Source organism: Neobacillus sp. YX16 (genome assembly GCF_030123505.1).
GTDB lineage: Bacteria > Bacillota > Bacilli > Bacillales > Cytobacillaceae > Neobacillus.
In genome coordinates, this window is record NZ_CP126115.1 from 6189204 (window position 1) to 6213077 (window position 23874).

The window sequence follows — 23874 nt, forward strand, 5'->3', positions numbered from 1 at the left end:
CTTTTGCTTTTTTATCAGCAAAAGGGGATGGACCTCAAAATTCTATTCCAATTTTTTCAAAACTGTTACTCTCCAGCTGGATTTTGGTAAAGGGACTGGACTTCATTTGCAGGAAGGGCCAATCCATCATAAACTCGCACTTCATCTATTAATCCTTTAAAAGGAGTATCCCAGTAGTTCACACCTAACCCAAATTCCGCATCAATGGAGGTAAATACATTCGGGAAGTTGATCCCTGTATATTTCGCTACACCATTAACATAAAACACAACGTCGCCTTCTTTTACCGTTAAAGTAAGATGTGACCACTCACCTACAGGTATAGTCCGATCCGTTACCGCATCATACCACTGGTCACCATTGTGTGACCAAACCATCGTATTACCCCATCCTGTTTTAGGTACAACACTAATCCAATTATTCGCGGTTTTTGCCCCAAAGAATGAGGTTGTAAATTCAGTGAGTTGTTCAGGCTTTAACCACAATGATACAGAGTAAGTGTCACCTGTAATTAAGCCGTCATCTAAACGCAGTCCCGAATTTCCATCAAATTTTGCGGCTTGTCCTACTTTACCTTCAGCAAAGGTAATTTGTCCGCCTTGATTATTAATTCGGTCTCCCGTTACGGCTGCGTCCGTTTTATTTGTTCCCGAACGATCTTTGAAACTATCATTAAAATCGTAGAAAGCCGCTAAGCCGCCTTCTGCCTTTTTGGTCACTGTAACGGTTATGGTTAATGTTTCAGTGGCATCACCTAGTGTAATCTTCGCCGTTAATTCTACCACAGCATCTTGGGCATCATAGCTTGGTCGTGTTACCACGCCTTCAGTGGACACGGCCTCTGGATTGGAAGATTCCCAGGTAATTTTCGCTCCTTTTGTAGCTACGGATGGAAGCTCTAAATTGCTAATGACAGTAGACGGGAAACTAGTACCTAACTCTTGTTTAATTGCCTGTACTAATTCTTCATCAGAAGATGCATCTACATGACTTCCCCAAATGACGATTCCTTCATCTGACATTGCACTAAACGTCATCACCCACTGTCCCGATGTAGGGTCATATTGGCGGATAAATACACCATCATACGTTCCTTCATTATCGATGGTTAATTCTGCCCGATACTTGCCATACAGTTTCCATGTACCTGTTACTGCTCCAGAAATGGTGTGATCGCTGTTCAACTTCACCCATGTGGATTCAGTCAATTTACCTGTAATTTCTTTTCCGTGATTAATGAACTTATAGTCACCCGTTACATCACCTTCGGAAACTTTCTTGATTGTTTCACCAGCATAGCGGTATGGTGTCGGTACTGGCCATTGTTCAATGTTCTTAAATGTTTGATGTACACGAACTTCATGCATTTCCCCTTGCTGCGGGAAACGAGTATGAGTCACGATAAATTCCTTGCCTAATTCTTCGTCAATGAGGTAAGAGTTATGTCCTGGAGAAAGGTAGCCTGTACCAATTCCCGTGCCCGCTTCACCAAGATCTCTTTTAAATAGGAAATTCCCAATCATTTTATTACCGATATCTTTATGATCCTTATTACTTGGGAAGTTGCCTACTCCGATATCAAATGACTCCGGGAATACCGCAGGGTTACCTTTTGCATCTACATATGGACCAGCAGGACTCTCTGATCTAAACTGTCTCATCTGATAACCGCCATCAGATGCTAACCCTCCATAGGTAATGTATAGGTAATAGTAGCCGGATTCCTTATCATAGACAGCGTATGTCCCTTCAGCAGAACGGCCGTATCCAGAGGCAATTTTTGTACCAAAATATCTGTCTATCATTCTTCCATCTTCTGTAATTCCATCTTTTCCAGGATACTTTGGCAGTCCTGTTTTCTTATCTAATTCTAAAATAAAGGTTCCGCCAGACCAGGAGCCGTAAGTCATATAAATCTTATTATTCTTAGCCTGAAGAATGTTGGCATCAATTGCATTCGTATAAAGTTTATTATTATAGGCTCCATTTGCCGTAAACCAATCAGGATTTACCTCATCGATTACTCCATTTTCAATCAGATCTGCGATATTCGTATTTTCCCAGTGCTTATTTACGGTACTGTTTCGATCATAGGCTTCCGTATTCGTAAATCCTGAATACATAATGGTATCTACATATTTAAATGGTCCTTCAATGTTCTTCGACACCGCGATTCCGATTGCAGAACGGATATAAGTGGAAGACACACTATAGTAAATCATATAGGCACCCTTTGTACCATCTTCATTTACATAATGTTTATTCCAAAAAACATCCGGAGCCCAAACAGCATAGCCGCCTTTGCTGTCTGAATCATTCTCTCCGGCCCATTTAAAGGACTCGGCAAGGTTTGCCGACAAATCTCCATATACCTTATTATTGGGAGTAGTATACCCATTTGTGAATCGATCCCAATTGATTAAGTCCGTTGATTTAGCCCCATCAATGTGTGAGCCATAGACATAGTAAGTTCCCGTTTTTGGATCTTTAATGATGGAAGGGTCATGAACAGAAGCATTTCTAAACTCAAGTGGTTCAGAATTACTTGTTTCCTCGTTGCCAAACGCGGTTATGGGTATTAACAACAGCAGTATTAGAAAAACAGATATGAAACTCTTAAAAAGACCTTTCTTTTTCATATTATCTCCTCCTTATCATTGTACGGACAAATAATGTTGATCCCCTTTTTTCAACTTTATAGTTTCCTCCAATCCCAATAAAGTTGTACATACAGGTGGTAAACCGCTTACATAGTTAAACTAGCAAACTACTACTTATTAAACAATACTATAAAGTTGAAAAATTCTCAATATTCTTTTATACACTTGTTTGAACAAGTTTACAAAAAAATAATATAGATGAACGTACAAGTTGAAAATTCAAAAAAAGAACAAGGGTTTAGTCCCTTGTCCATTTTCCTTAATTTCCAATGATTGTTAGCAGCCGCCACTGTTTGAAAATGAGTGGCAATTACCTGTGAGGACAGTGTAAGACTGTCTGCATTTCCTTCATATTCTGTCCGAAGTTTATTCCATACATCTGCAGAGGGCTGGGTATATGCTACACCTTTAGATAAAAAAAGGCGCAGATTAAGCTCTGCACCTTTTAAGATTCACAAACTTATGACTATTTTATGCTGCTAGTTTTTGGTGTTCCTTTTTAACAAGTAAATACTTTAGTAGTGTTTTACATTGCGGTAAGGAAAAGCCTACAATCGGACCCAAGAATAAGGCAATAATCACTGATCCAATCCCGACAGGACCTCCTAATGTCCAACCTAGAATGAGTACAAGTATTTCCATTCCATTACGAACCCATTGTATACTCCATCCAGTTTTGTCTACAATCAGGAGCATAATACTATCTCGTGGACCAGAACCCAAATCAGCGGAAACATAGAGTCCAACCCCATACCCCATTAGAATAATTCCTAAAACAAAGAATAATAGTGCTCCTGTTAAACTATCGATACTTGGCAATAGCCACAAAAAGAAATCTATGAATAAACCTAGTAACAGCATATTTAAAAATGCACCTATTTTAGGTAACTTTTTCGTTGCAATGGAGGCAGCAGCCAGCAAAAGAAATCCGATAATAATCGACCATGTGCCAATCGTCAGCCCCAGCTTCAGAAACATTCCATAATGAAACACATCCCAAGGAGCTACTCCTAACAATTTTCCTTCAATCGTAAAGGCAGCGCCTAACGCTAAAACAATCAGTCCAAAAACAAAAAAAGACCAGCGAAGAATCCATTCTTTTCTCATAATTTCTCCTATAATCTCAAAACTTTTTAACTAGACCACTATACCATATCCATTATAAAGGAAACTATAAAAATTAAATGGAAATCCCCCTAAGCCTTTCTTACGTTGATCAAGATTTATTATTTATGATACGGTTCACCGCAATATATCAAAATGAGGCATTCATAAATGTTTTCGGTTTATTAACTATTTTTATCTCTTCATCCCAATATAGCTACATACTGATTTTGCAAAACAAACCTATTATCTAACCATCCTAATGTGTTCAAAATATACCCTAAAGAATCGGCGTTATATCTCCCTGCAATTTTTTGATATGCCAATAGCTCATAAACTTTATTTGAATCAAAATCTACAGGATATAAGCCGCTCAAAGGATTAACAAAACCAGTAATAGGTTTTTTCAGTTTGCCGTTTTCATCATATATTTCATTTAAATACTCAGAACCTTTTGTTGATATGTCTATGATGTACTTTTTATTATTGGTCTTGCTGACAACTTCAACTTTGAAATTGTCACGGTAAGTAACCTCATATTGGTACTGCCCATTATATACATTAAAATCAAATATCAATTGTGCTGTATTTTCCAAAAAGGAATAAATATAATGGTACATGATTCCACCACTACCACCAGTAGCAATACTGATTAATATATCACTTACTCCATTCCCGGTAAAATCCCCCAAGAATATAGCAGGATTGTAGCCTGCATTTTCACGCAGTAGAACACTTTTTACCATTCCAGTTCTTCCATTTTGAACGTGCAGGGTTATATTTTGTGTAAATGGACTTGCTGGGGTCTTTATCCCTGTCAAATAGACATAATCAGGTACTTTATCCCCAGTTACATCACCACTTGCAAACGATACAATACTTGGCTGAGAATAATTTATATACATAATATACTCCTTCTCATTACGACTATCATCATCATTCGCTAACAGCCTACCAGAATGATTACTGCTTACTTACTTGCATTGATTAAGTAATATCTAATAACCAGCAACATAAAATTTATTAGGCATCAAAAAGGAGGGGAAAAATGAAAAAATTCACTTCTGTCTCTGGGACGGTTACGATGATTCAAGATCATTTTGTAAGTTCAGACGAAGAGTTAAATGGGTGTTTTAAGTTAATGTCCATATTAGGAGGGGATGGGTCAATAGTAAATTTTGTTATTAGTCCAACGACCTATTTTCTCGACCATGTTATGGTCTCAGTTGGAGACCGAATAACTGGTTTTTATGATGCAAATGTACCTGTCATTCTTATTTACCCACCACAATATCAAGCCCATATTATCGTAAAGGATAACCCTTATCAAAATGTAAAGGTAGATTTTTTTAACAGCCAACTAGTGAGTAGTGATGGACAGTTACAATTAAATATTTCTAGTTTTACTCCAATCTTATTACAAAACGATCAGCCCTTCACATTGAATCCTGCAAGCCGAAATCTTCTTGTTGTATATGGTCCTACCACATTTAGCATTCCAGCCCAAACTACTCCCTATAAAATCATTGTGATCTGTTAGTCGCTTTTAGATGAATTAAGGGGCGAAAAAGCCCCTTTTTAATTGATAATCGGTGGCGGAGATGAATGAACTCCTCCCCTTGGTGCACATCTTTATTTGTCCCTATACTCTATGTAAATTTCACCTTAAATGAGTTTGTACGGATTATTTAGGTCTTATCCTTATTTCAGTTTTAAATTAAGTTAGAAATACTAGAAAAAAAGGTGCTCTTTTAAGGTTAAACCCAATAATGCCCTTTACTTATGATATGGTTCACCATAGCGAATCAAAATGAGGTTCTCTTGGATTTCTTTGAAATAATAAAAAGATCAGCTTTAAAAGGCCCGTCTCACTTTCTTTTAAATAAGAAGTCTTGTCCTCAACTGTGTAACCAACGAAGGGAAAATAGGCGGAAATTTTCCGGTTAGGTACAGAGTGAAGCTCGTTTCGGGGTATATAAGCGGAGGTTTTCCGTCTATGCAACGCAAAATCCTCCATTTTAACGTTTTTTGAGTCAATAGGCGGAGTTTCTCCGTCTATTTAGGCTATTTTTATTTTATTTACTAACTAAGCGGAATTTCTCCGTCTATTTATCAGATAGGGTGCTTAACCTGATCCCCCAATTATCAATCATTTACTTTACCTTCTGACAATACCATTCTTATCACTTCTATTTCCGTTAAGAAAACTTATTCTGTTCTAACCTCCCCAACCTTAAGGAGAGGTATTTGGCTAAAAGCCTCATTTACTTATGATATGGTTCATTGCGATTTATTCTGAACGCTCTATAAATCTGCTCCACTAATATTAATTTCATCAGTTGATGAGGGAAGGTCATTTTTGAAAAAGAAAGCTTTTCATTCGCACGTTTTAGCACTTCTACACTTAATCCTAACGATCCGCCAATAACAAAGGCAATCTTACTTTTCCCATACGTGGCTAATTTGTCTAACGTATCCGCAAGCTCTTCAGAGGATTGCATTTTCCCATTGATTGCAAGTGCTATTACATATGTATCCTGGCTAATCTTAGCCAAAATTCTTTCTCCCTCTTTTTGCTTTACCTGAATCATTTCCAACTCACTTAGTTCTTCTGGTGCCTTTTCGTCAGCCACCTCAATGACTTCCACTTTCGCATATGAATTCAGTCGCTTTAAATATTCATCAATTCCCATTTTTAAATATTTTTCTTTTAATTTACCAACACTGACAATCGAGATATTCACAATCCACAACCCTCTTTTTTATATTACAAACAGTTTGCAAACAAGATATCCACAGAAGTTATCCACATGTCCACAATTTTTATCCACATCTTGTATGGAATCATTTGTTCGCCACAATATATACAGCTGTATTTCGACAATATTCACAACCTGTTGATAAGTTATCCCCAATTACCTTAGATAAAACTGGAAACGTTTCAACTCATCCACAACTCCTAAAAACATGTATCATTATTATTTACTTTCCTATATGCTTCATTCAGTTTCCTATCATACCATAAAAAAACAGAAAGGTGATTACACCTTTCTGCCTTATCATTATGACCTATCTTCAGCTAGCGTTATTGTAGTGGTATTCAACTTTCCTTCTCGATAGTATTTTACTTCCATCTGGTCACCAATTTTGGTCTCTTGATATAAATGCTTTCTAAGATCAATGACGTCATGAATGGTTTCACCATCCATTTCCACAATAACATCCAGCTCTTGTAACCCAGCCTGTGCAGCAGGTGAATTAGAGACAACTTGTCGAAGAGCAACTCCATAGTTAATATCTCTAGGTAATTTTAATGCTTCTTCTTGATAATACCCAGGAATTTCAGCTACAGACTTCAAATCCACTCCCATATATGGGCGTTTCACCACTCCAAATTGCTCCAAATCATCAATAATTGGTCTTGCATAATTAATTGGAATCGACAAGCCAATCCCTTCCACGGCATCTTGTGCGATTTTCATCGAGTTTATCCCAATAAGTTGTCCAGCAATATTGACTAAGGCACCACCGCTGTTACCTGGATTTATGGCTGCATCTGTCTGCAGTACTTCTGCTTGCCAATCCATAATCCCATCTTGATTGATATCAACTGGGATCGTCCGGTTAATTCCTGAAATAATCCCTTGGGTCACAGAACCAGAGAATGTCGCACCCAACGGATTCCCAATTGCCATGACGGGCTCACCCATTTTCAATGCCTCTGAATTGCCAAATTCAGCAACTTTTTTAATCTTGGATGCATCAATTTCAAGAACTGCTAAATCAGTCCAGACATCGCCTCCGAGCAATTTAGCAGGTATTTTTGTACCATCATTTAAAGTAACCTCTAATTGTGTTGCACCCTCGACCACATGCTGGTTGGTCACGACGTATGCTTTATTTCCTGCCTTTTTATAAATAACACCTGAGCCTGTACCAGCAGGACCTTGGTCGTCACCCGACTCATCATACCAAAAATTTGAATTTTGGATATTATTAATCCCAACTACAGCATCTGCAGCCTTATCAATCGCTTTTGTTGTATCCGTATTTACATCATAGGATACCTGCTGTTGAATAAAATTGTCTTGATTATCATTATTTCCACCAGCAGACTGGTTATTGTTTGGCTGCACATCGTAAGGAAGGAATCCTTGGTTGGATAATGCCGGAATTGAAATGACAACTAGCATCGCTCCAAGTATTGCACCGACAATACTGGCAAGAAAATATCCTCCTCTATTTCCACTCTGTTTTTGGTAACGCCCCTGTGAATGATCATCATAATAACCCATTTTCACCACGTCTCCCTTTCGTAAGCAACTACCTTTTATTTTGGCTTATACTTACAATTATACTCTGTCCACAGTCATTTTATAAAAAAAGAACAAAGATACCAATCAAGTATCTTTGTTCTAGGCTATACTGCTGTTAAAATCGTTGGAACTTTAGGGTCTGTGTCGTAGAGGTCAAACTGCTCGCCAACAATCAATCCTTGGCTTTGCATCGTTTGTGTTACTGACATTCTTGCTAAGTCTTTCATATTGTTATCAAGACTTAAATGGGCAAGATATATTCTTTTTGTATTGTCTCCAATTACTTCACTCATCGCAATCGCTGCATCTTCATTTGAAACGTGACCAAGGTCGCTCAGAATCCTTCGTTTCGTATTCCAAGGATATCTTCCCATTCTCAGCATTTGCACATCATGATTTGACTCAAAAATATAGGCATCAGCATTTGATATAATCCCTTTCATCCGATCACTTACATAGCCTGTATCTGTGATTAAAACCAATTTCTTGCCTGAGTGATGGAAAACATAAAACATCGGCTCTGCTGCATCATGCGAGACCCCAAATGATTCAATATCTGTTGCACCAAAGCTTTTTACACTTTCTGTGCTGAAAATCATCTTTTGTTCTGTTGGAATATCTCCAACATTTCGTTCCATTGCCCGCCAGGTATTTTCATTCGCGTAAACTGGCAGTTTATATTTACGGGCCAATACACCAATCCCTTTAATATGATCGCTATGTTCATGGGTTACAAAAATTCCTGATAATTTACTTATATCTCGATCTATATGTTGAAAAAATGCCTCCATTTGCTTCCCGCTAAATCCTGCATCTACTAGAAAGGAATGCTCGTCTGATTCAACATAAAGCGAATTCCCCGTACTCCCGCTCGCTAAAACGCTAAACCTCAAATCCATATTTTTCACTCCACATCCCTATTTTTCATCGCTGTTAAATTCTATAATCTGTCCTTCTAGTGCATTAACATAAAGACTTTCTTTATCATCCACCACAAAACGCCATGTTGGTGCTAAAGCTTGTGAAGCCGCAAGCTGAATCAATGTTGAATAACCAAGTTCAACTTTTGTAATTTTACTTTTTGGCATTAGAGCACCTTTTTGATGCAAGGTTTCCAATGCCTTTAAAGGAGGGAGAATTTCCTCCTTTTCTGTCACTTTTTCAATATCCTCTAGATAGGTTTGTTCATAGGATATAATTTGATTATGATCATCAATTTGAAAAGTAAGCATTCCGCTTAGGTTTTCATATAAAGTCATATTCTCATATTGTTGAAAGTAAATGATGGTGTTTTTCTTATCCTCTTTCTTCCAAAATTTATACTGGCTGCCGTACAAAACATTATCCTTAATAAAAGGTGTTAACTCAGCTGCTTCAAATTTTGGCTTTAAAGCGATCGGCTTATCCAGCTTCACTATCAGTGCTGTGCTGGGTTCCTTTAGAAGCGCTGTTTGCCCCTTAAGTTTTGTTATATCATCCTTCGTAAACATTTTGGGTTTGGCACTTAGATACTGGTCCTCAATAGGTGCCTTTGGCAGCTCTTTATAACGAATTTCCTCTGCCTCTAGCATTTCCACAAAAGAGGCCTCTGTGACGACCTCGTATTGATTTGCATCTCTAACTTTCATAAACTGAAATAAAAGATAAACATCTAATATCAGGAACGTTAAGATAAAAATGGTCTTAATTTTACTCCAATCCATGCAACAATCCCCCCAGGTCATCCTTCGTGATTTGTCCCCATGTCTGGTTATAACGGTAGAACCAAGCAGGCTCTAGGAGAATCAGTTTATTTTCACCTTTATCCCTTGTCATCCTGTATCCTAAAACAAGTTGCTCTAATAATTCTGGTTTAAAATTTTTTTTACTTTCGAGATATCCCAGTACATCTGAACCTGTTGGAAGTGTTACCTTTACCATTTCCGTCGTTAACGGAAGCTCTAAAGCCATATTGGGCCTAACATATTTCGAAATCTCATTTCTGCCCCAGACTTCTTGAATCTCTGACATGCCGCTCTCATTAAAGACAGGAAAACCATCATTATTATATAAACGAAACGTAACAGATTTCCTTTTTACATCCCTGGCAACATATCGATAAGGGTCTGTCCAGCCGCCATGCCCATTAATAAAATCGATACTCCTCATTAATAAATCATAAGCATTGTCAACATAATCAGACTCTCCATTAGGATTAACATAAAGGAGCATATTGGTATTCTGATTAACAGTCATCTTACTCGAAGCATCACTAAATTCTTCTACCCCGGAAACCGTTCCCCTTTGTACAAATCTCGGGTCACTAAACAATGCCTCTTTGAATGCCTCCGAGTTAAGAACGACAGGTAGATAGGTATATTCCATCATTTCTACATTTCCATCTGGGATAAAAACAGTCCTCTCCTCTGTTGCCTCATAAGCGAAATAGCGCTGATATTGCTCAGCATTTTTATAAAAATCACGATTAAATTCATTTAATAACCCAGGGGATATATGGCTTATATAAACCTGCCGGTAATCGGCCGAAACGAAATATACTGTCCCATTTCCCTTTTCAGAATTCTCAACGTTGATAATAATTCGATTAAAATTGAAAGCAGGAATTCTTTTCTCCTCAAATTTTAGTACACTTCGATATAGTTCAATCGGAATGTCAGTTGGAAAGACAATTTCAGCATTGCCATTTCCATGTACTAATTCTTTGATATCCTCTACATTTTCAGAGTAGTTTTTCACGTCGTAGAAAGACCATTTCCTTATTTCACTCATAATCTGATTTAGTAGAGCGGCATTGGTTGTCCCATTATGCTGCCCGTTTCTATGAAATACCACTAAATCAGGGGTAATGACCTCATGAAGCTCGCGTTTTTCCTTTAAAGTTACCTCTGCAACATTATTACCATTTTCCATCATGTCAAAATTAGGCTGATACGTCCAAAGATTCCAAGTTAAAACAATACTAACCAGAATTAGAATTGTTAATATGACTGATTTACTATTTTCGTATCTCATGACCATTCATCCTCTTCAGATTGCTCATATGGCAGTGAAAAGGAAATTTCCGTCCCTTTTCCCTCGTCACTTACAGCCCAAATCATGCCGCCATGAACATTAACCATTTCCTTTGCAATGGCCAATCCTAATCCCGTACCACCCAATTTTCTTGTTCTCGCTTTATCCACACGATAAAAACGATCAAAAATCTTAGCGATATTCTCCTTGGGTATTCCTACCCCTTCATCAGAGACACTTACGACAATTTTTTCTTCTTCCTCTTTTATTGAAAAAGTAACCTGTCCGCCTTCTGGAGAATACTTAAGTGCATTCGAAATAATATTGTAAAGTACCTGTGTCATTTTATCTTCATCTATTTCTACGAAGATTGCATGAGTTGGCAGTAATCTTTGAAAGCTTACATTTTGCTCTTTTGACATTTCAAAACGGTCAATAATACGGTCAAAGAAATCAACAAAATTTACCCATTCTTTTGAAAGTCGATAATCTGTACTATCTAATTTGGATAGTTGAAGAAGATCATTGACTAGGCGGATCATTCTTTCCGTTTCAGTCCGCGTAACTTCTAAAAAGTTAGGGGCAATCTCTTCATCCTTCCAGGCGCCATCGGCCAATGCCTCTAAGTAACTTCTCATCGTAGTGAGCGGTGTTCTTAACTCATGAGATACATTGGCAACAAACTCTCTTCTTTCCGCGTCTATTTTTTCCTGGTCGGTTATATCGTGAAGAACCGCAATTAACCCATTTACAAAACCCGTCTCTTTTTGAATAACTGAAAAGTTAGCACGAAGAATATAAGGTTCTTTTTTCGTACTATAATCAAGAATTAACGAATCCTTTTCTTCTAATAAATCTTCAAATGTATTCGTATCACTTAACCCTAATAGAGAAACAATTGGCTGTGAGAGAACTGTTTCACGTGAAACATTCAGCATCTCCGCAGCAGGTTCATTGATTAAGATAACTCTGCCTTTTCGGTCTGTCGCAATTACTCCGTCTGTCATATAGGATAAGACGGAAGAAAGCTTCCTTCTTTCTCCCTCGGTCATGGCCTGAGCTTCTTGGAGCTTTTTCGTTAAATTATTAAAGGTTAGAGCCAAGGTTCCAATTTCATCCTGCCCGTATACCCTTACTTTTCGCGAAAAATTCCCTTTCGCCATCGCCATTGCTTGCTTTTTCATGTCTGTAATCGGTCTGGTTATCGTCTGTGCCAGCAGTATTCCCAAGATAGCCGTAATCGCTAATGCAATACCTGTACCCGTTGCAAAAATACCATTAATGGTTTTCATTTGGGTAAAAACATTTTCTATTTTAGCTTCCAAATAAATAGCACCAATAACATTATTGCCTGATTTTATTGGCGTCGAAAGTACCCAAATCCGGTGCCCGCCTTTTTTATCAATTCTGATACTGCTCGAGTCTTCCCCAAGATTGATGGACTGCGTAATCCGCAGCTCTGTCGTTCTCTGTCCGACGATACCTTGGTTTGTATCGGAGGTTCCGAGAATTTTACGAGACTTTCCCTCAATAACCCTAACCTCAAAAATATCAGCAGATTCAAAATCACGAAGAATCTTTTTAATTTCATCTTCAAGGGTAGGATCTTCAGGAGTCCTTTTTCTTTCCATTTCTTCGACCACATTATAGGCAAGCAGATTAACGCGTTCTTTTATCGAGGTTTGAAAATTTGTCCTTAATGTTTCTTCGAGCTGCCTGACAAAATAGACGCCAATAATCTGCATCGCAACTAAAATTAGCAGTACGTAGATGATTACAAATTTAACATGTATAGAACGAAAAAAACTAACCTTTTTCATGAAGAACATTACTCCTGATCTGGGTTACGCAAATAGTAGCCCACTCCTCTACGAGTAACAATCCACGTAGGGTGGCTAGGGTTATCTTCAATCTTTTCACGTAAACGGCGAACCGTTACATCCACTGTTCGAACATCTCCGTAATAATCATAGCCCCATACGGTTTGCAGCAGATGCTCCCTTGTCATTACTTGTCCAATATGCTTTGCCAAATAGTAGAGCAGTTCAAATTCACGGTGCGTTAGTTCAATTGTCTCTCCGCGTTTTGAAACGACATATGCATTTGGATGGATGGTTAGTGAACCAATTTCAATTTCGTTTGTTTCAATTTCCTCATCTGTCTGAGAAATGACAACCTGATGTCGACGCAGATTCGCTTTGACTCTGGCAATTAATTCCCTGGTACTAAAAGGTTTTGTTACATAATCATCTGCACCAAGCTCAAGGCCTAATACCTTATCTATTTCCGAATCTTTAGCAGTCAGCATAATAATCGGCATATCATATTTCTTGCGGACTTCGCGACAAACTTCCATTCCATCTTTTAAAGGAAGCATAATATCTAAGAGAATTAAGTCTGGCTGTACTTCTTCTACCATTACGAGAGCTTCGTTTCCATCATAAGCACTGTAAACATCGTAACCCTCTTTTTTTAAGTTAAACTGCAAAATATCCGCAATCGGTTTTTCATCATCCACTACGAGAATTTTCTTTTCCATACCCATTGCTCCTTTGTTTTTAAAAATTATCTATTGATAAAAATATAAATGGCATTTCTACTCTAGTTTACTTTACCATTGTTTCTGTTGTAATTCATCTATTAGTAGTATTTGACACAAAAAGAGCCTCTAGTACTAGTAGAGACTCTTTTTGTAGGATGTGGAATTATTGATGTGTATAATTTAAAGGATTTTGAAGAGCTCCATTTTTGTATACTTCAAAATGTAAATGTACTCCGGTTGAGTTTCCAGTTGAGCCCATGATACCAATGGATGAGCCTTGCGAAACGGTTTGACCAACACTTACATCAATTGATGCTAGGTGGGCATATACCGTACGCAAACCATTTTGGTGATCAATCACGATTTTGTTTCCATAACCGCCGTCATAACCTGCTGAGACAACTTTACCATTATCTGCAGCTTTAATTGTTCGATTGCTTGGTCTTGCGATATCAATTCCTTTGTGGGCTCTACCCCATCTCTGGCCTTGTTGGCTGGAAATGTAACCTCCAACTGTTGGCCAGGCAAGAGTACCCGTGCCACGTGAAGGAATCACCTTTGTTCCTTTTACAACAATATGAGTAACAGGCTCTGTAAGGACAACCTCACTTGTTACTGTACTGCTGACGGTAGCTCCATTTTCTGTCGAAATGCGATAGGTAACAGAACGTTCTCCATTTTTGCCTTCTTGCTTTACTGTTGTTTCGCCTTTTGGCATGCTATCATCATTAACGGTTTCATTGGCAAAAGTTACCGCTTCTTTTCGATTTTCTTCTTTTTCAACAATAATTTTAACAAAAGGCTTTAATGCTGTAACATTAACCTCTTGACCAATTTTCACTACAGTATCTTCTGTAAGTCCAGGATTTAAGGCAAGAAACTGGTCTAATGGTAATCCATGGTTATTAGCGATCGTTCCTAGAACATCGCCTTCATTTACTACATACTTCTTTTCTTCTAACGAACCTTTTTGTAAAAGGGTAACGGCTTCTTCAGCCGACATAATTTCATCAGGCGAAACTTTCTCTGTATCAAATGAAACATTTTCAACGGCTCTCACGTCTAATATACGAGTTTCATTTTCCTTTAATGGTTGTAATTCAGTTTCAGGTGCAGCCTTCCTAGCTTCTACCTCATCTAGTTGAGCTTGAGTTACATAGGCAAGTTTAAGTCTTTTAATAACATCTTCAGCAGTCTCTTGGTTTTCTAAGAAAACAACAGGCTTTCCGTCAATAATAATGGCGGAAGCTTCAGCTTGAATCTGGATGGTACTATCAAGTTTTTGAATGGTTTCTTCATCATTTGCTGTTGAATGAAAAACCTGTTCCTTTATGTACTCAATATTTGAGCCAAAATTCAAGTCCATATCCTTAGTAGATTCTCTTAATTTGTCTTCCTTTTCTTCGACAATGTTTTCAACAATCTCTTTATTAGAAACAGTTCCTATATATTGTTGATCATGGTATACATGGTAAACAGTCGTTAATTTGAACGAACCTGCAGCACTTGCAGACACGCTGCTAAATATTAGTGCAGAAGCCGCAAACGCTGTCATAACAGCCATTTTCAAAGATTGTTTTTTCTTTAATTTACTTGATTTATTTCCTTTATTATTAAATAACATTGGAATCCTCCTAAATTACGGAAACAACTCTCTTAATCTAGTACTTTATAACCACAAAAGAAATTTCCTTCTTTTTCTACTCTATAACTTTAACATAATTTCAAATTTAATAACGATTAGTCTTTATAATGTAACAAAATTGTATAACAGCTGACATTTTACTACAGATATAGGAGTTGGAAGTAGGAGGATTTTCTGTGTATTTTTTCCTATTTTGGTAGGTAAAAGTTATTATACCAACGTTTTAAACAGGTGATAGAATATGACCACATTTTACATAATGGGACAAGCTTCGCCAAAATCTTGTAAATAATTAGATGTTTTATTACATCAATATTACGCTTATAACAAATAAAAAAAGAAGCCTACATCTGCAAGCTTCTTTTTTTATTATGGCTCAGGACGGAATCGAACCGCCGACACAAGGATTTTCAGTCCTTTGCTCTACCGACTGAGCTACTGAGCCAACTTAAGTTGTTACCATAACTTATCTATTTAGGTAAGTTAATGGCGGTCTGGACGGGACTCGAACCCGCGACCTCCTGCGTGACAGGCAGGCATTCTAACCAACTGAACTACCAGACCATATGATATTGATTGTCAGCAAGCAACCGGACTTGCCGATGTTTTGCCAACAATCAAATGCCAATGACCCCTACGGGATTCGAACCCGTGTTACCTCCGTGAAAGGGAGGTGTCTTAACCACTTGACCAAGGGGCCATAAATTGAAGGTTATTTTGCTAACGCGAAAGGAAAGTAATTTTCCACTATCGCGAAAAAACTTTGGTGAGCCATGAAGGATTCGAACCTTCGACCCTCTGATTAAAAGTCAGATGCTCTACCAACTGAGCTAATGGCTCGTCATAAGATGTCTCGTTTGTGACGACGCTTTTTATAATAACACGGCTTGTACGTAAAGTACAATACTTTTTTAAAAAAAGATTTTTAAAAGTGAAAGCCCTCAGAAAATGAGGGCTTTTTCAAGATTAAATTTGTCTCCAAGGACTGCGAACAACATTTGTTTGATTGCGATCTGGCCCTACAGAGAAAGTAGTTAATGGAATTCCAGTAAGCTGTGTTACCCGTTCAACATAATGACGTGCATTTAAAGGAAGTTCATCTAATGTTTTAACTCCTGTAATATCCTCAGACCATCCTGGAAGCTCTTCATAGACTGGTTCACACTCCGCTAACACCTTAAGGCTTGCAGGGTATTCAGTAATCAGTTCACCCTTGTAGCTATAGGCTGTACAGATTTTTAACGTTTCAAGCCCAGATAGCACATCAATGGAATTCAGTGAAAGGTCCGTTAAGCCGCTAACACGACGTGCATGACGAACAACTACACTGTCAAACCAGCCAATTCGACGTGGACGTCCAGTTGTTGTACCGTACTCACGTCCTACTTCACGAATTTGACTGCCAATTTCATCATGTAACTCCGTTGGGAACGGTCCGTCACCAACACGAGAGGTATACGCCTTACAAACTCCCACAACATGTGTGATTTTTGATGGGCCAACGCCAGAGCCAATTGTAACGCCTCCTGCAACAGGATTCGATGAAGTAACAAATGGATACGTACCTTGGTCAATATCTAACATAACTCCCTGAGCGCCTTCAAATAAAACCCGTTTGCCTTCATCTAGAGCGTCATTTAACACTACAGATGTATCACAAACATATTGTTTAATTTGCTGCCCATATTCGAAATACTCATCTAAGATTTCCTCTTTTGTAAATCCTGTTGTCTCATAAATGCGTTCGAACAAACGATTCTTTTCAGCTAGGTTTCGTTCAAGCTTTTCTTCAAAAACGTCACGCTCAAGGAGGTCAGCAATTCTGATTCCAACGCGCGCTGCCTTATCCATATAAGCAGGGCCGATTCCTTTTTTAGTGGTTCCAATTTTATTGGCACCCTTACTTTCTTCCTCAACAACATCGAGTTTTAAATGGTAAGGAAGGATAACGTGTGCGCGGTTACTGATGCGAAGGTTATCGGTTGTAATCCCTTTTTCGTGTAAATAGGCAAGCTCAGCAACAAGTGCCTTAGGATCGACCACCATTCCATTGCCAATTACACAGATTTTTTCCTTATAAAAGATTCCAGATGGAATTAAGTGTAATTTATATGTTTCACCGTTGAATTTAATGGTGTGACCTGCGTTATTTCCACCTTGATATCGAGCAATTGCCTCTGCATTTTCGGAAAGAAAATCGGTAATTTTACCCTTTCCCTCGTCTCCCCATTGTGTACCAACTACCACTACTGACGTCATATAGGCACCTCCAAATTAAATACGCTTTTCTTTTTCCACACACAAGTTTACCAATTAATGCAGGTAAAAGTCAACAAAACACGAACGATTTATATTAACTTATTAAAATATGTTCGTAAAATATTAATTTATGAATCTAGCTTGTATTAGATGTTAGTTTTCCATAAAATAGGTATCATTAGGAAGGAAGTGTTATATGATTTTTAAAAAGAGATCGGAACCATTGGAATTAGTACTTTATCGTTTATTAAATGCTAGAATGGATCTTTCAGAGAATGATAAAAAACATTTTTGGACAATCAATAAAGGGTATGAAGGCGAGGTAAGAAGCGATATTTGGCTGCTAAATCTTACTGATGATTGGTTCGTTCTGCATGACTTATTACTTGAACATAACCAATCCACGTTCCAAATTGATACGTTAATCATTGCTTATGAGAAGATTCATCTATTAGACGTAAAAAATTTTGAAGGAGATTATGTTGTCAAAGATGATAAATGGTATAACCCCGCAGGTGTCCTACAAAAGAATCCATTACACCAGCTAGAACGCTGCGAAACCTTACTTGAAAAATTGCTGCACGAATTAGGATATCATTTTACGATTGCTTCCTATCTTATCTTCAAAAACCCCGAGTTCCACTTATATTTACCCTCAATCCAGCCAGCCATTATTTTTCCAACACAGCTTAACCGCTTTTTAAAAAGGTTAAATTCAGGACCAGTAAAACTAAACAAAAAGCATTTTCAATTAGCCGAGCAATTAGAAGGTCTGCATAAAATTGAATCTCCCTATCCAAGATTACCTCCATACAGCTTTGAAAAGTTGAAAAAAGGTATCACTTGCCGGGATTGCAGGAACTTTTTAACAGATGGGACATTGAAATGTAAGAAATGTGGATGTATAGAGGAGCCTGAGGCAGCTATATTAAGAAGTGTGAATGAATTTAGCTTACTTTTTCCGGATATAAAGATTACGACAGATAGAATTCATGAATGGTGCAGCATCATAAAGTCTAAAAAAACGATTAGACGTATTTTAGCAAAAAATCTTGAACTAATAAGACATAGTAGATCATCTTATTACATTTTAAAAGAGTAATTTTTCTATTCGTTACCGTCTATTTACCTTTTCAGCCTTTGCGGGCACGAATAGCCTCTATTCGTTACCGATAATCCCCATTTTCGGCCTGAACGGGTACGAATAGCCTCAACTTTACAATTCTGGCCTTGTTGAGTTATCAATCTATTAAAAAAGCCAGCCAATGATTGGCCGGCTAGCTCATTAAAAGTTATGCACTTGGATCGTACCGTGTCTCGAGGTTTACGAATTTATTGTACTCTTTTACAAACGCCAGCGAAACGGTGCCGGTTGGGCCGTTACGCTGCTTAGCGATAATGATTTCGATGATGTTTTTATTCTCGGATTCTTTATCGTAGTAATCATCACGGTAGAGGAAGGCAACGATATCGGCATCCTGCTCAATCGAACCGGATTCACGAATATCGGACATCATCGGACGTTTGTCCTGACGCTGTTCCACACCACGGGAAAGCTGTGATAGGGCAATAACAGGAACCTTAAGCTCACGCGCTAATTGTTTTAGGGATCTGGAAATCTCTGAAACCTCCTGCTGACGGTTCTCACCTGAACGGCCGCTTCCTAGGATTAACTGCAAATAATCGATTAGGATCATGCCTAAACCATGCTCTTGCTGCAGGCGACGGCATTTTGAACGGATATCACTGATTCTAACCCCAGGTGTATCGTCTATAAAAATTCCCGAATTTGACAGACTTCCCATGGCCATCGTCAGCTTACCCCAGTCATCATCTGTAAGGGAACCTGTACGCAGCCTTTGAGCATCGATATTTCCTTCCGAACAAAGCATACGCATAACAAGCTGTTCTGCACCCATCTCTAGACTGAATATGGCCACATTTTCACCCGTTTTTGTCGCAACATTGGCAGCAATGTTCAAGGCAAATGCCGTTTTACCAACGGAAGGACGGGCCCCAACGATAATTAAATCATTACGCTGGAAACCTGCTGTCATCCGATCCAATTCAGCAAATCCAGTTGAAATACCGGTAATATCCCCTACACGGTTATGCATTTCTTCTATATTGTCATACGTACGTACAAGGACATCTTTAATATTGTGGAAGGATCCAGCATTTTTCCGCTGCGCTACGGCAAGAATATTTTTTTCTGCCTCGCTTAAAAGTGCTTCGACTTCATCTTCACGAGAATAACCATCTGAAGCAATCTCAGTGGCTGTTCGTATTAATCGTCTTAACAAAGACTTCTCTTCTACGATTCTCGCATAATACTCAATATTAGCAGCTGTTGGAACAGAACTAGCCAATTCACTTAAATAACTCACTCCGCCTGTATCTTCAATTAGCTTTGCTGCTGCTAACTCCTCGGTTACCGTTACAAGGTCAACGACCTTACCTTCGTCGTTCAGCTTCAACATAGCATTAAATATCTTTTGATGCGAAGCACGGTAAAAATCTTCAGGTATCAAGATTTCTGTAGCCACAGTTAAAGAAGAGGGTTCTAAGAAAATCGCACCTAAGACAGCTTGTTCAGCTTCAATATTTTGCGGTGGCAGACGATCTGCATATAAATCATTCATCTATCAAAAACCTCCTAATATGAAGAGGATAATTTATTATATATTAATAGTATTAAACCTAATTATGTCCATAATAAAGAAAAGTGACCAGCCTCAACCGATCACATCACTCATTTAAGAAAAAGTGTAGTTCCTTTTTCCCTTAACTTTTATTATTTTAACATGTTTAGCTAAAATTTGAACTGGAAATTAATTTACTTCTTTTACATGAACGGTTAAAGTTGCTAAAACTTCATGATGAAGCTTAACTGGAACCTTTGTATGTCCAAGAGTACGAATCGCATCTGATAATTCCATTTTGCGCTTATCGATTTTAATACCATGTTTCTTTTGAAGTTCTTCCGCAATTTGTTTTGTCGTAATTGAACCAAAAAGGCGGCCGCCTTCACCTGCTTTAGCAGAAAGCTCAACAGTAATTTTTTCTAACTGCTCTCCTAGCTTTTTCGCTTCAGCTAGCTCTTCTGCTGCACGTTTGTCTTCCTTTTTCTGTTGACCTTCCAATGTGCTGATGTTTGCATTACTCGCTTCAATTGCCAGGCCTTGCTTAATTAAGAAGTTATGCGCATAGCCATCCGCAACATTCTTTACTTCACCTTTTTTGCCTTTTCCTTTTACATCTTTTAGAAAAATTACTTTCATTCCTTTTTCCCACCTTCAAAATAGTCTTCAATTGTTAGCTTTAATTGTCTTTCTGCTTCTGCTATGGAAATCCCGGTCAGCTGGGTAGCTGCATTTGTCAGGTGCCCGCCGCCTTGAAGCTTTTCCATAATGACCTGGACATTTACATTTCCAAGCGATCTGGCACTAATTCCAATCAGCCCTTCATTTCGTTTCGCAATCACAAAGGAGGCTGCTACACCATCCATCGTCAGGAGAGTATCTGCTGCCTGGGCTAGAAGGACTTGATCATGTTGGTCGCCTTCATCCCCTTTAGCAATGGCAATTCCATCGCGGTAAAAAACAACCGATTCAATTAATTTAGCCCGCTTAATGTACGTATCAACGCTTTCCTTTAAAAACTTCTGAACGAGGATGGTATCCGCTCCTTGGCCTCGTAAATAGGAGGCAGCGTCGAAGGTTCTAGCACCTGTTCGTAAAGTAAAGCTTTTCGTATCCACCACGATTCCCGCGAGCAGTGCCGTTGCTTCTATCATTTCTATTTTACCGCGTTTCGGCTGGTATTCAAGAAATTCAGTTACAAGCTCTGCAGTTGAGGAAGCATATGGCTCCATATAAACAAGAACTGGATTTGAAATAAATTCTTCTCCTCGGCGATGATGGTCAATAACCACAACATTATCTATTTTATTAAGCAGTCGTTCTTCAATGACGAGTGCTGGCTTATGGGTATCAACGATAACTAGCAATGTTTTTTCTGTTGAAATCTCCAATGCTTCTTCTGGACCAATAAATCGAGAAAATAACTGCTCTTGATGGCGGATTTCTCCCATGAGCCGGTGAACAGCGCCATCCATTTCTTGGGGGTTCAAGACTATGTAGGCATCCTTTTGATTCATTTGAGCAACCTTGTAAATACCAATAGATGACCCAATAGAATCCATATCAGGATTTTTATGACCCATAATTATGACCTTATCGCTTGCGGTAATTAAATCCTTTAAGGCATGGGAAATAACGCGGGCGCGTACTCTTGTCCGTTTTTCAACCGGATTTGTTTTACCGCCAAAGAATTTAACTTTACCATTGGGCTGTTTAATCGCTACCTGATCTCCGCCTCTTCCTAAGGCTAAATCCAGACTTGATTGCGCTAATACACCTAACTCAGGCAGAGAAGGCGTCCCAGCACCTACACCTATACTTAGTGTGAAGGAGATATTTTGCTTAGATGTCATTTCTCTTACTTCATCTAGAACGGTAAATTTTCCTTTTTCGAGAAGCAGAAGAATAGCTTCATTGAAAACAGCAATAAATCGTTCAGATGAAATTCTTTTAAGAAAAATACCATTGTCCTGGGCCCACTTATTTAGGGTTGAAGTAACCATATTGTTAATACTGCCACGCATTTGGTCATCCATACCTTGTGTTAATTCATCATAATTATCTAAAAAGATAACTGCAATAACGGTGCGTTCATCGTGGTACATTTGTTCAATTTCTTTTTGTTCGGTGACATCAAAGAAGTAAAGGAGCTTCTCTTCACTTTTAAGAATCACCTGAAATTTCCGTTCGTGAAGGGTAATAATTTCTGTGCCAACCTCTTGTTTAATTAACGGAATCAACGTATCAGCTATTTCGTAGAGTGACCTTCCAATTAGGGTATCCTCATCAAAATAGGAGGAAAGAAAAGGATTGGTCCACTCGATAGAGTATTCATCATTTATGAGCATAATCCCAATCGGCATCTCCATCAGCGCTTCTTCGCCAACCCTTTTCACTCGGTAAGAAAGGGTTGAGATATAGTCTTCCATCTCTTTTCTTTGGCGGGAATCAATGACTAACATATAGTAAAATGGCGGGATAATGAGAAATAACCCAACTAAGCTTAGTATCCAATTATAGTAGGCCAGGACAATGAGCAGCACCACTGTAATGCCTATTAGCCCGTAAAAAGGATAACGAATCGAGCGTTTTTCAATAAATGCAGGCAAATTTTTCAGCTCCTAAACAGTAGTCATCTCTCTTTTTTCGTAAAGCCTTTTCGTAAATCAAAGCCTAAGTCAATTATACCTAATATCCCTACAATATAAAGAAAAATTGGAATGGTGAAAGAGACAATCGCTATTGTTATAGAAATAGCTTTTGAAATACCCTTTTGATCGAAGTAATAAAATATAAATGTATATCCTTGCAGGACCATTAGGAATTGCAGGATGTAGGTCATATTGATAATTGCCATATACCAGAAGGTACCTTCTTCAGGATTCATAAACATGCTTAAAAGCAAAGTAAGGAGAAAATAATACATGATGCTTTTTGGCAAGGAAATGTCTTTAAAGCTTTTCCATTTTTCTACCTTAACTCCAAATCTTTTTATAATTGGGAAGGATACAAGCTGCATGATAAATACAATTAAAAAGGAAGAAAGAACGAATAACGTTGGGATTAAAGTTTTAATTAGATTTAATCCATTATTAAATTGCTCCAACACCTTCTCCGAGTCCTGCGCATTTCCAAAGTTCTTTAATAAATCAGCGGAAACATTGAGTGACTCACGCATCATTTCAATCATTTCAGTGATCATATCTACTTTAAAAAGAACAATACTTGATACATAAATAATAATTAAATTAACTAGAAAGACAAGAGTACCTGCAATGAATAGAACACCCATATTCTTCTGTTTTTGAATAAGGTACCCGATTACGACACCTGTTGTTCCATATGCAAGCGTTAATGGCAGGGACATAATACTTCCTACAATGAATGATAGAAGAAGGGAGGCGATGATAAAAACAAATATACTTTTCCCATCATTCTTGGCTGCAAAAAGCATAAATGGTACAGCTAAGAATAGGTTTACAACCATTCCAAGCAACGGGACATAGATTGTAAGTAACAATAGAACTGCAAAGGCTGCTAAAAGGATAGCACCTTCTGTTAATTTACGAACATTTTTCACTGCTTCACCTCAATTAATTCAAAAAACCCTATTTCTTAATTTTAGCTAGATACGCGCTGCTATTCAACAATTCTGCAATATAAAAGAAAAAAGCAGCAAGGGTTCCCCCTAGCT

Annotated in this window: 19 protein-coding genes, 4 tRNA genes and 1 pseudogene; 2 read left to right on the forward strand and 22 right to left on the reverse strand. The window is 38.1% G+C overall.

The features are described from left to right. Window positions 1–65 precede the first annotated feature (65 nt). From QNH48_RS30225 to QNH48_RS30240, 4 genes are all read right to left on the reverse strand, one after another. On the reverse strand, window positions 66–2639 hold the full coding sequence (locus QNH48_RS30225; RefSeq protein WP_283953284.1) for a lipocalin-like domain-containing protein: 2574 nt from the start codon (window positions 2637–2639) through the stop codon (window positions 66–68). Window positions 2640–2839: 200 nt separating this feature from the next. Beyond that, on the reverse strand, window positions 2840–3112 hold the full coding sequence (locus QNH48_RS30230) for a hexameric tyrosine-coordinated heme protein (protein ID WP_349655144.1): 273 nt from the start codon (window positions 3110–3112) through the stop codon (window positions 2840–2842). A gap of 19 nt (window positions 3113–3131) precedes the next feature. Next, window positions 3132–3767: a YczE/YyaS/YitT family protein gene (locus tag QNH48_RS30235; RefSeq protein ID WP_283953285.1), complete on the reverse strand. Its 636-nt coding sequence runs from the start codon at window positions 3765–3767 to the stop codon at window positions 3132–3134. 200 nt (window positions 3768–3967) lie between these two features. Then, window positions 3968–4669, reverse strand: a complete 702-nt coding sequence (locus QNH48_RS30240) for a YybI family spore inner coat protein (RefSeq protein WP_283953286.1) — start codon at window positions 4667–4669, stop codon at window positions 3968–3970. Window positions 4670–4812: 143 nt separating this feature from the next. On the opposite strand from QNH48_RS30240, the gene QNH48_RS30245 reads away from it, so the two are divergent. Next, a complete protein-coding gene (locus QNH48_RS30245; protein ID WP_283953287.1) occupies window positions 4813–5304 on the forward strand; it encodes a hypothetical protein in 492 nt (163 codons plus the stop codon). Between the two features lie 724 nt (window positions 5305–6028). Here the strand turns inward: QNH48_RS30245 and rlmH are convergent. The 14 genes and pseudogenes from rlmH to QNH48_RS30310 all read right to left on the reverse strand — a co-directional run bounded on the left by rlmH (window position 6029) and on the right by QNH48_RS30310 (window position 17538). Next, the gene (rlmH, locus tag QNH48_RS30250) at window positions 6029–6508 is read right to left on the reverse strand and encodes a 23S rRNA (pseudouridine(1915)-N(3))-methyltransferase RlmH (protein WP_283953288.1); all 480 of its coding nucleotides are present in this window, start codon (window positions 6506–6508) and stop codon (window positions 6029–6031) included. A 100-nt stretch (window positions 6509–6608) separates the two neighbouring features. Next, window positions 6609–6695, reverse strand: a pseudogene (locus QNH48_RS30500) (CxxH/CxxC protein); the annotation flags it as partial. Window positions 6696–6826: 131 nt separating this feature from the next. Next, window positions 6827–8059, reverse strand: coding sequence for a S1C family serine protease (locus QNH48_RS30255; RefSeq protein WP_283953289.1), 1233 nt, complete (start codon window positions 8057–8059; stop codon window positions 6827–6829). A 125-nt stretch (window positions 8060–8184) separates the two neighbouring features. Further along, on the reverse strand, window positions 8185–8979 hold the full coding sequence (locus QNH48_RS30260; RefSeq protein ID WP_283953290.1) for an MBL fold metallo-hydrolase: 795 nt from the start codon (window positions 8977–8979) through the stop codon (window positions 8185–8187). An 18-nt stretch (window positions 8980–8997) separates the two neighbouring features. After that, the gene (locus tag QNH48_RS30265; protein WP_283953291.1) at window positions 8998–9783 is read right to left on the reverse strand and encodes a two-component system regulatory protein YycI; all 786 of its coding nucleotides are present in this window, start codon (window positions 9781–9783) and stop codon (window positions 8998–9000) included. Further along, complete coding sequence (locus QNH48_RS30270) at window positions 9770–11092, reverse strand: YycH family regulatory protein (RefSeq protein WP_283953292.1); 1323 nt, start codon at window positions 11090–11092, stop codon at window positions 9770–9772. The genes QNH48_RS30265 and QNH48_RS30270 overlap by 14 nt, the downstream gene beginning before the upstream one ends. After that, window positions 11089–12912, reverse strand: a complete 1824-nt coding sequence (walK, locus tag QNH48_RS30275) for a cell wall metabolism sensor histidine kinase WalK (RefSeq protein WP_283953293.1) — start codon at window positions 12910–12912, stop codon at window positions 11089–11091. The genes QNH48_RS30270 and walK overlap by 4 nt, the downstream gene beginning before the upstream one ends. Window positions 12913–12920: 8 nt before the next feature. Beyond that, window positions 12921–13631: a response regulator YycF gene (gene yycF / locus QNH48_RS30280; protein ID WP_283953294.1), complete on the reverse strand. Its 711-nt coding sequence runs from the start codon at window positions 13629–13631 to the stop codon at window positions 12921–12923. A gap of 166 nt (window positions 13632–13797) precedes the next feature. Next, window positions 13798–15258 carry a peptidoglycan DD-metalloendopeptidase family protein gene (locus QNH48_RS30285; RefSeq protein ID WP_283953295.1) on the reverse strand — a complete coding sequence of 487 codons (1461 nt, stop codon included), beginning with the start codon at window positions 15256–15258 and terminating at the stop codon, window positions 13798–13800. Between the two features lie 393 nt (window positions 15259–15651). Next, window positions 15652–15724: transfer RNA gene (locus QNH48_RS30290), tRNA-Phe, on the reverse strand. Between the two features lie 42 nt (window positions 15725–15766). Beyond that, window positions 15767–15843, reverse strand: a tRNA-Asp gene (locus tag QNH48_RS30295). Between the two features lie 64 nt (window positions 15844–15907). Then, a tRNA-Glu gene (locus QNH48_RS30300) sits at window positions 15908–15979 on the reverse strand. A gap of 64 nt (window positions 15980–16043) precedes the next feature. Further along, window positions 16044–16119: transfer RNA gene (locus QNH48_RS30305), tRNA-Lys, on the reverse strand. 126 nt (window positions 16120–16245) lie between these two features. Beyond that, window positions 16246–17538, reverse strand: a complete 1293-nt coding sequence (locus QNH48_RS30310; protein WP_095247394.1) for an adenylosuccinate synthase — start codon at window positions 17536–17538, stop codon at window positions 16246–16248. 196 nt (window positions 17539–17734) lie between these two features. On the opposite strand from QNH48_RS30310, the gene QNH48_RS30315 reads away from it, so the two are divergent. Beyond that, window positions 17735–18640: a nuclease-related domain-containing protein gene (locus QNH48_RS30315; protein WP_283953296.1), complete on the forward strand. Its 906-nt coding sequence runs from the start codon at window positions 17735–17737 to the stop codon at window positions 18638–18640. 190 nt (window positions 18641–18830) lie between these two features. Here QNH48_RS30315 and dnaB read toward each other — a convergent pair whose 3' ends face one another. The 4 genes from dnaB to QNH48_RS30335 form a co-directional block, all read right to left on the reverse strand. Beyond that, on the reverse strand, window positions 18831–20180 hold the full coding sequence (gene dnaB, locus QNH48_RS30320; RefSeq protein WP_095247392.1) for a replicative DNA helicase: 1350 nt from the start codon (window positions 20178–20180) through the stop codon (window positions 18831–18833). Between the two features lie 189 nt (window positions 20181–20369). Further along, a complete protein-coding gene (gene rplI, locus QNH48_RS30325; RefSeq protein ID WP_283953297.1) occupies window positions 20370–20819 on the reverse strand; it encodes a 50S ribosomal protein L9 in 450 nt (149 codons plus the stop codon). Then, window positions 20816–22789, reverse strand: coding sequence for a DHH family phosphoesterase (locus QNH48_RS30330; RefSeq protein ID WP_283953298.1), 1974 nt, complete (start codon window positions 22787–22789; stop codon window positions 20816–20818). Before QNH48_RS30330 ends, rplI begins: the two co-directional genes overlap by 4 nt. A 23-nt stretch (window positions 22790–22812) precedes the next feature. Next, window positions 22813–23760, reverse strand: coding sequence for a YybS family protein (locus QNH48_RS30335; RefSeq protein WP_283953299.1), 948 nt, complete (start codon window positions 23758–23760; stop codon window positions 22813–22815). Window positions 23761–23874 lie beyond the last annotated feature (114 nt).

Bases quoted from the DNA above. Each gene is read 5' to 3' on its own strand.
- QNH48_RS30225 (WP_283953284.1), bottom strand. From the start codon at position 2,639: ATGAAAAAGAAAGGTCTTTTTAAGAGTTTCATATCTGTTTTTCTAATA.
- QNH48_RS30235 (WP_283953285.1), bottom strand. From the start codon at position 3,767: ATGAGAAAAGAATGGATTCTTCGCTGGTCTTTTTTTGTTTTTGGACTG.
- QNH48_RS30240 (WP_283953286.1), bottom strand. From the start codon at position 4,669: ATGTATATAAATTATTCTCAGCCAAGTATTGTATCGTTTGCAAGTGGT.
- QNH48_RS30245 (WP_283953287.1), top strand. From the start codon at position 4,813: ATGAAAAAATTCACTTCTGTCTCTGGGACGGTTACGATGATTCAAGAT.
- QNH48_RS30255 (WP_283953289.1), bottom strand. From the start codon at position 8,059: ATGGGTTATTATGATGATCATTCACAGGGGCGTTACCAAAAACAGAGT.
- QNH48_RS30260 (WP_283953290.1), bottom strand. From the start codon at position 8,979: ATGGATTTGAGGTTTAGCGTTTTAGCGAGCGGGAGTACGGGGAATTCG.
- QNH48_RS30265 (WP_283953291.1), bottom strand. From the start codon at position 9,783: ATGGATTGGAGTAAAATTAAGACCATTTTTATCTTAACGTTCCTGATA.
- QNH48_RS30270 (WP_283953292.1), bottom strand. From the start codon at position 11,092: ATGAGATACGAAAATAGTAAATCAGTCATATTAACAATTCTAATTCTG.
- walK (WP_283953293.1), bottom strand. From the start codon at position 12,912: ATGAAAAAGGTTAGTTTTTTTCGTTCTATACATGTTAAATTTGTAATC.
- yycF (WP_283953294.1), bottom strand. From the start codon at position 13,631: ATGGAAAAGAAAATTCTCGTAGTGGATGATGAAAAACCGATTGCGGAT.
- QNH48_RS30285 (WP_283953295.1), bottom strand. From the start codon at position 15,258: ATGTTATTTAATAATAAAGGAAATAAATCAAGTAAATTAAAGAAAAAA.
- QNH48_RS30310 (WP_095247394.1), bottom strand. From the start codon at position 17,538: ATGACGTCAGTAGTGGTAGTTGGTACACAATGGGGAGACGAGGGAAAG.
- QNH48_RS30315 (WP_283953296.1), top strand. From the start codon at position 17,735: ATGATTTTTAAAAAGAGATCGGAACCATTGGAATTAGTACTTTATCGT.
- dnaB (WP_095247392.1), bottom strand. From the start codon at position 20,180: ATGAATGATTTATATGCAGATCGTCTGCCACCGCAAAATATTGAAGCT.
- rplI (WP_283953297.1), bottom strand. From the start codon at position 20,819: ATGAAAGTAATTTTTCTAAAAGATGTAAAAGGAAAAGGCAAAAAAGGT.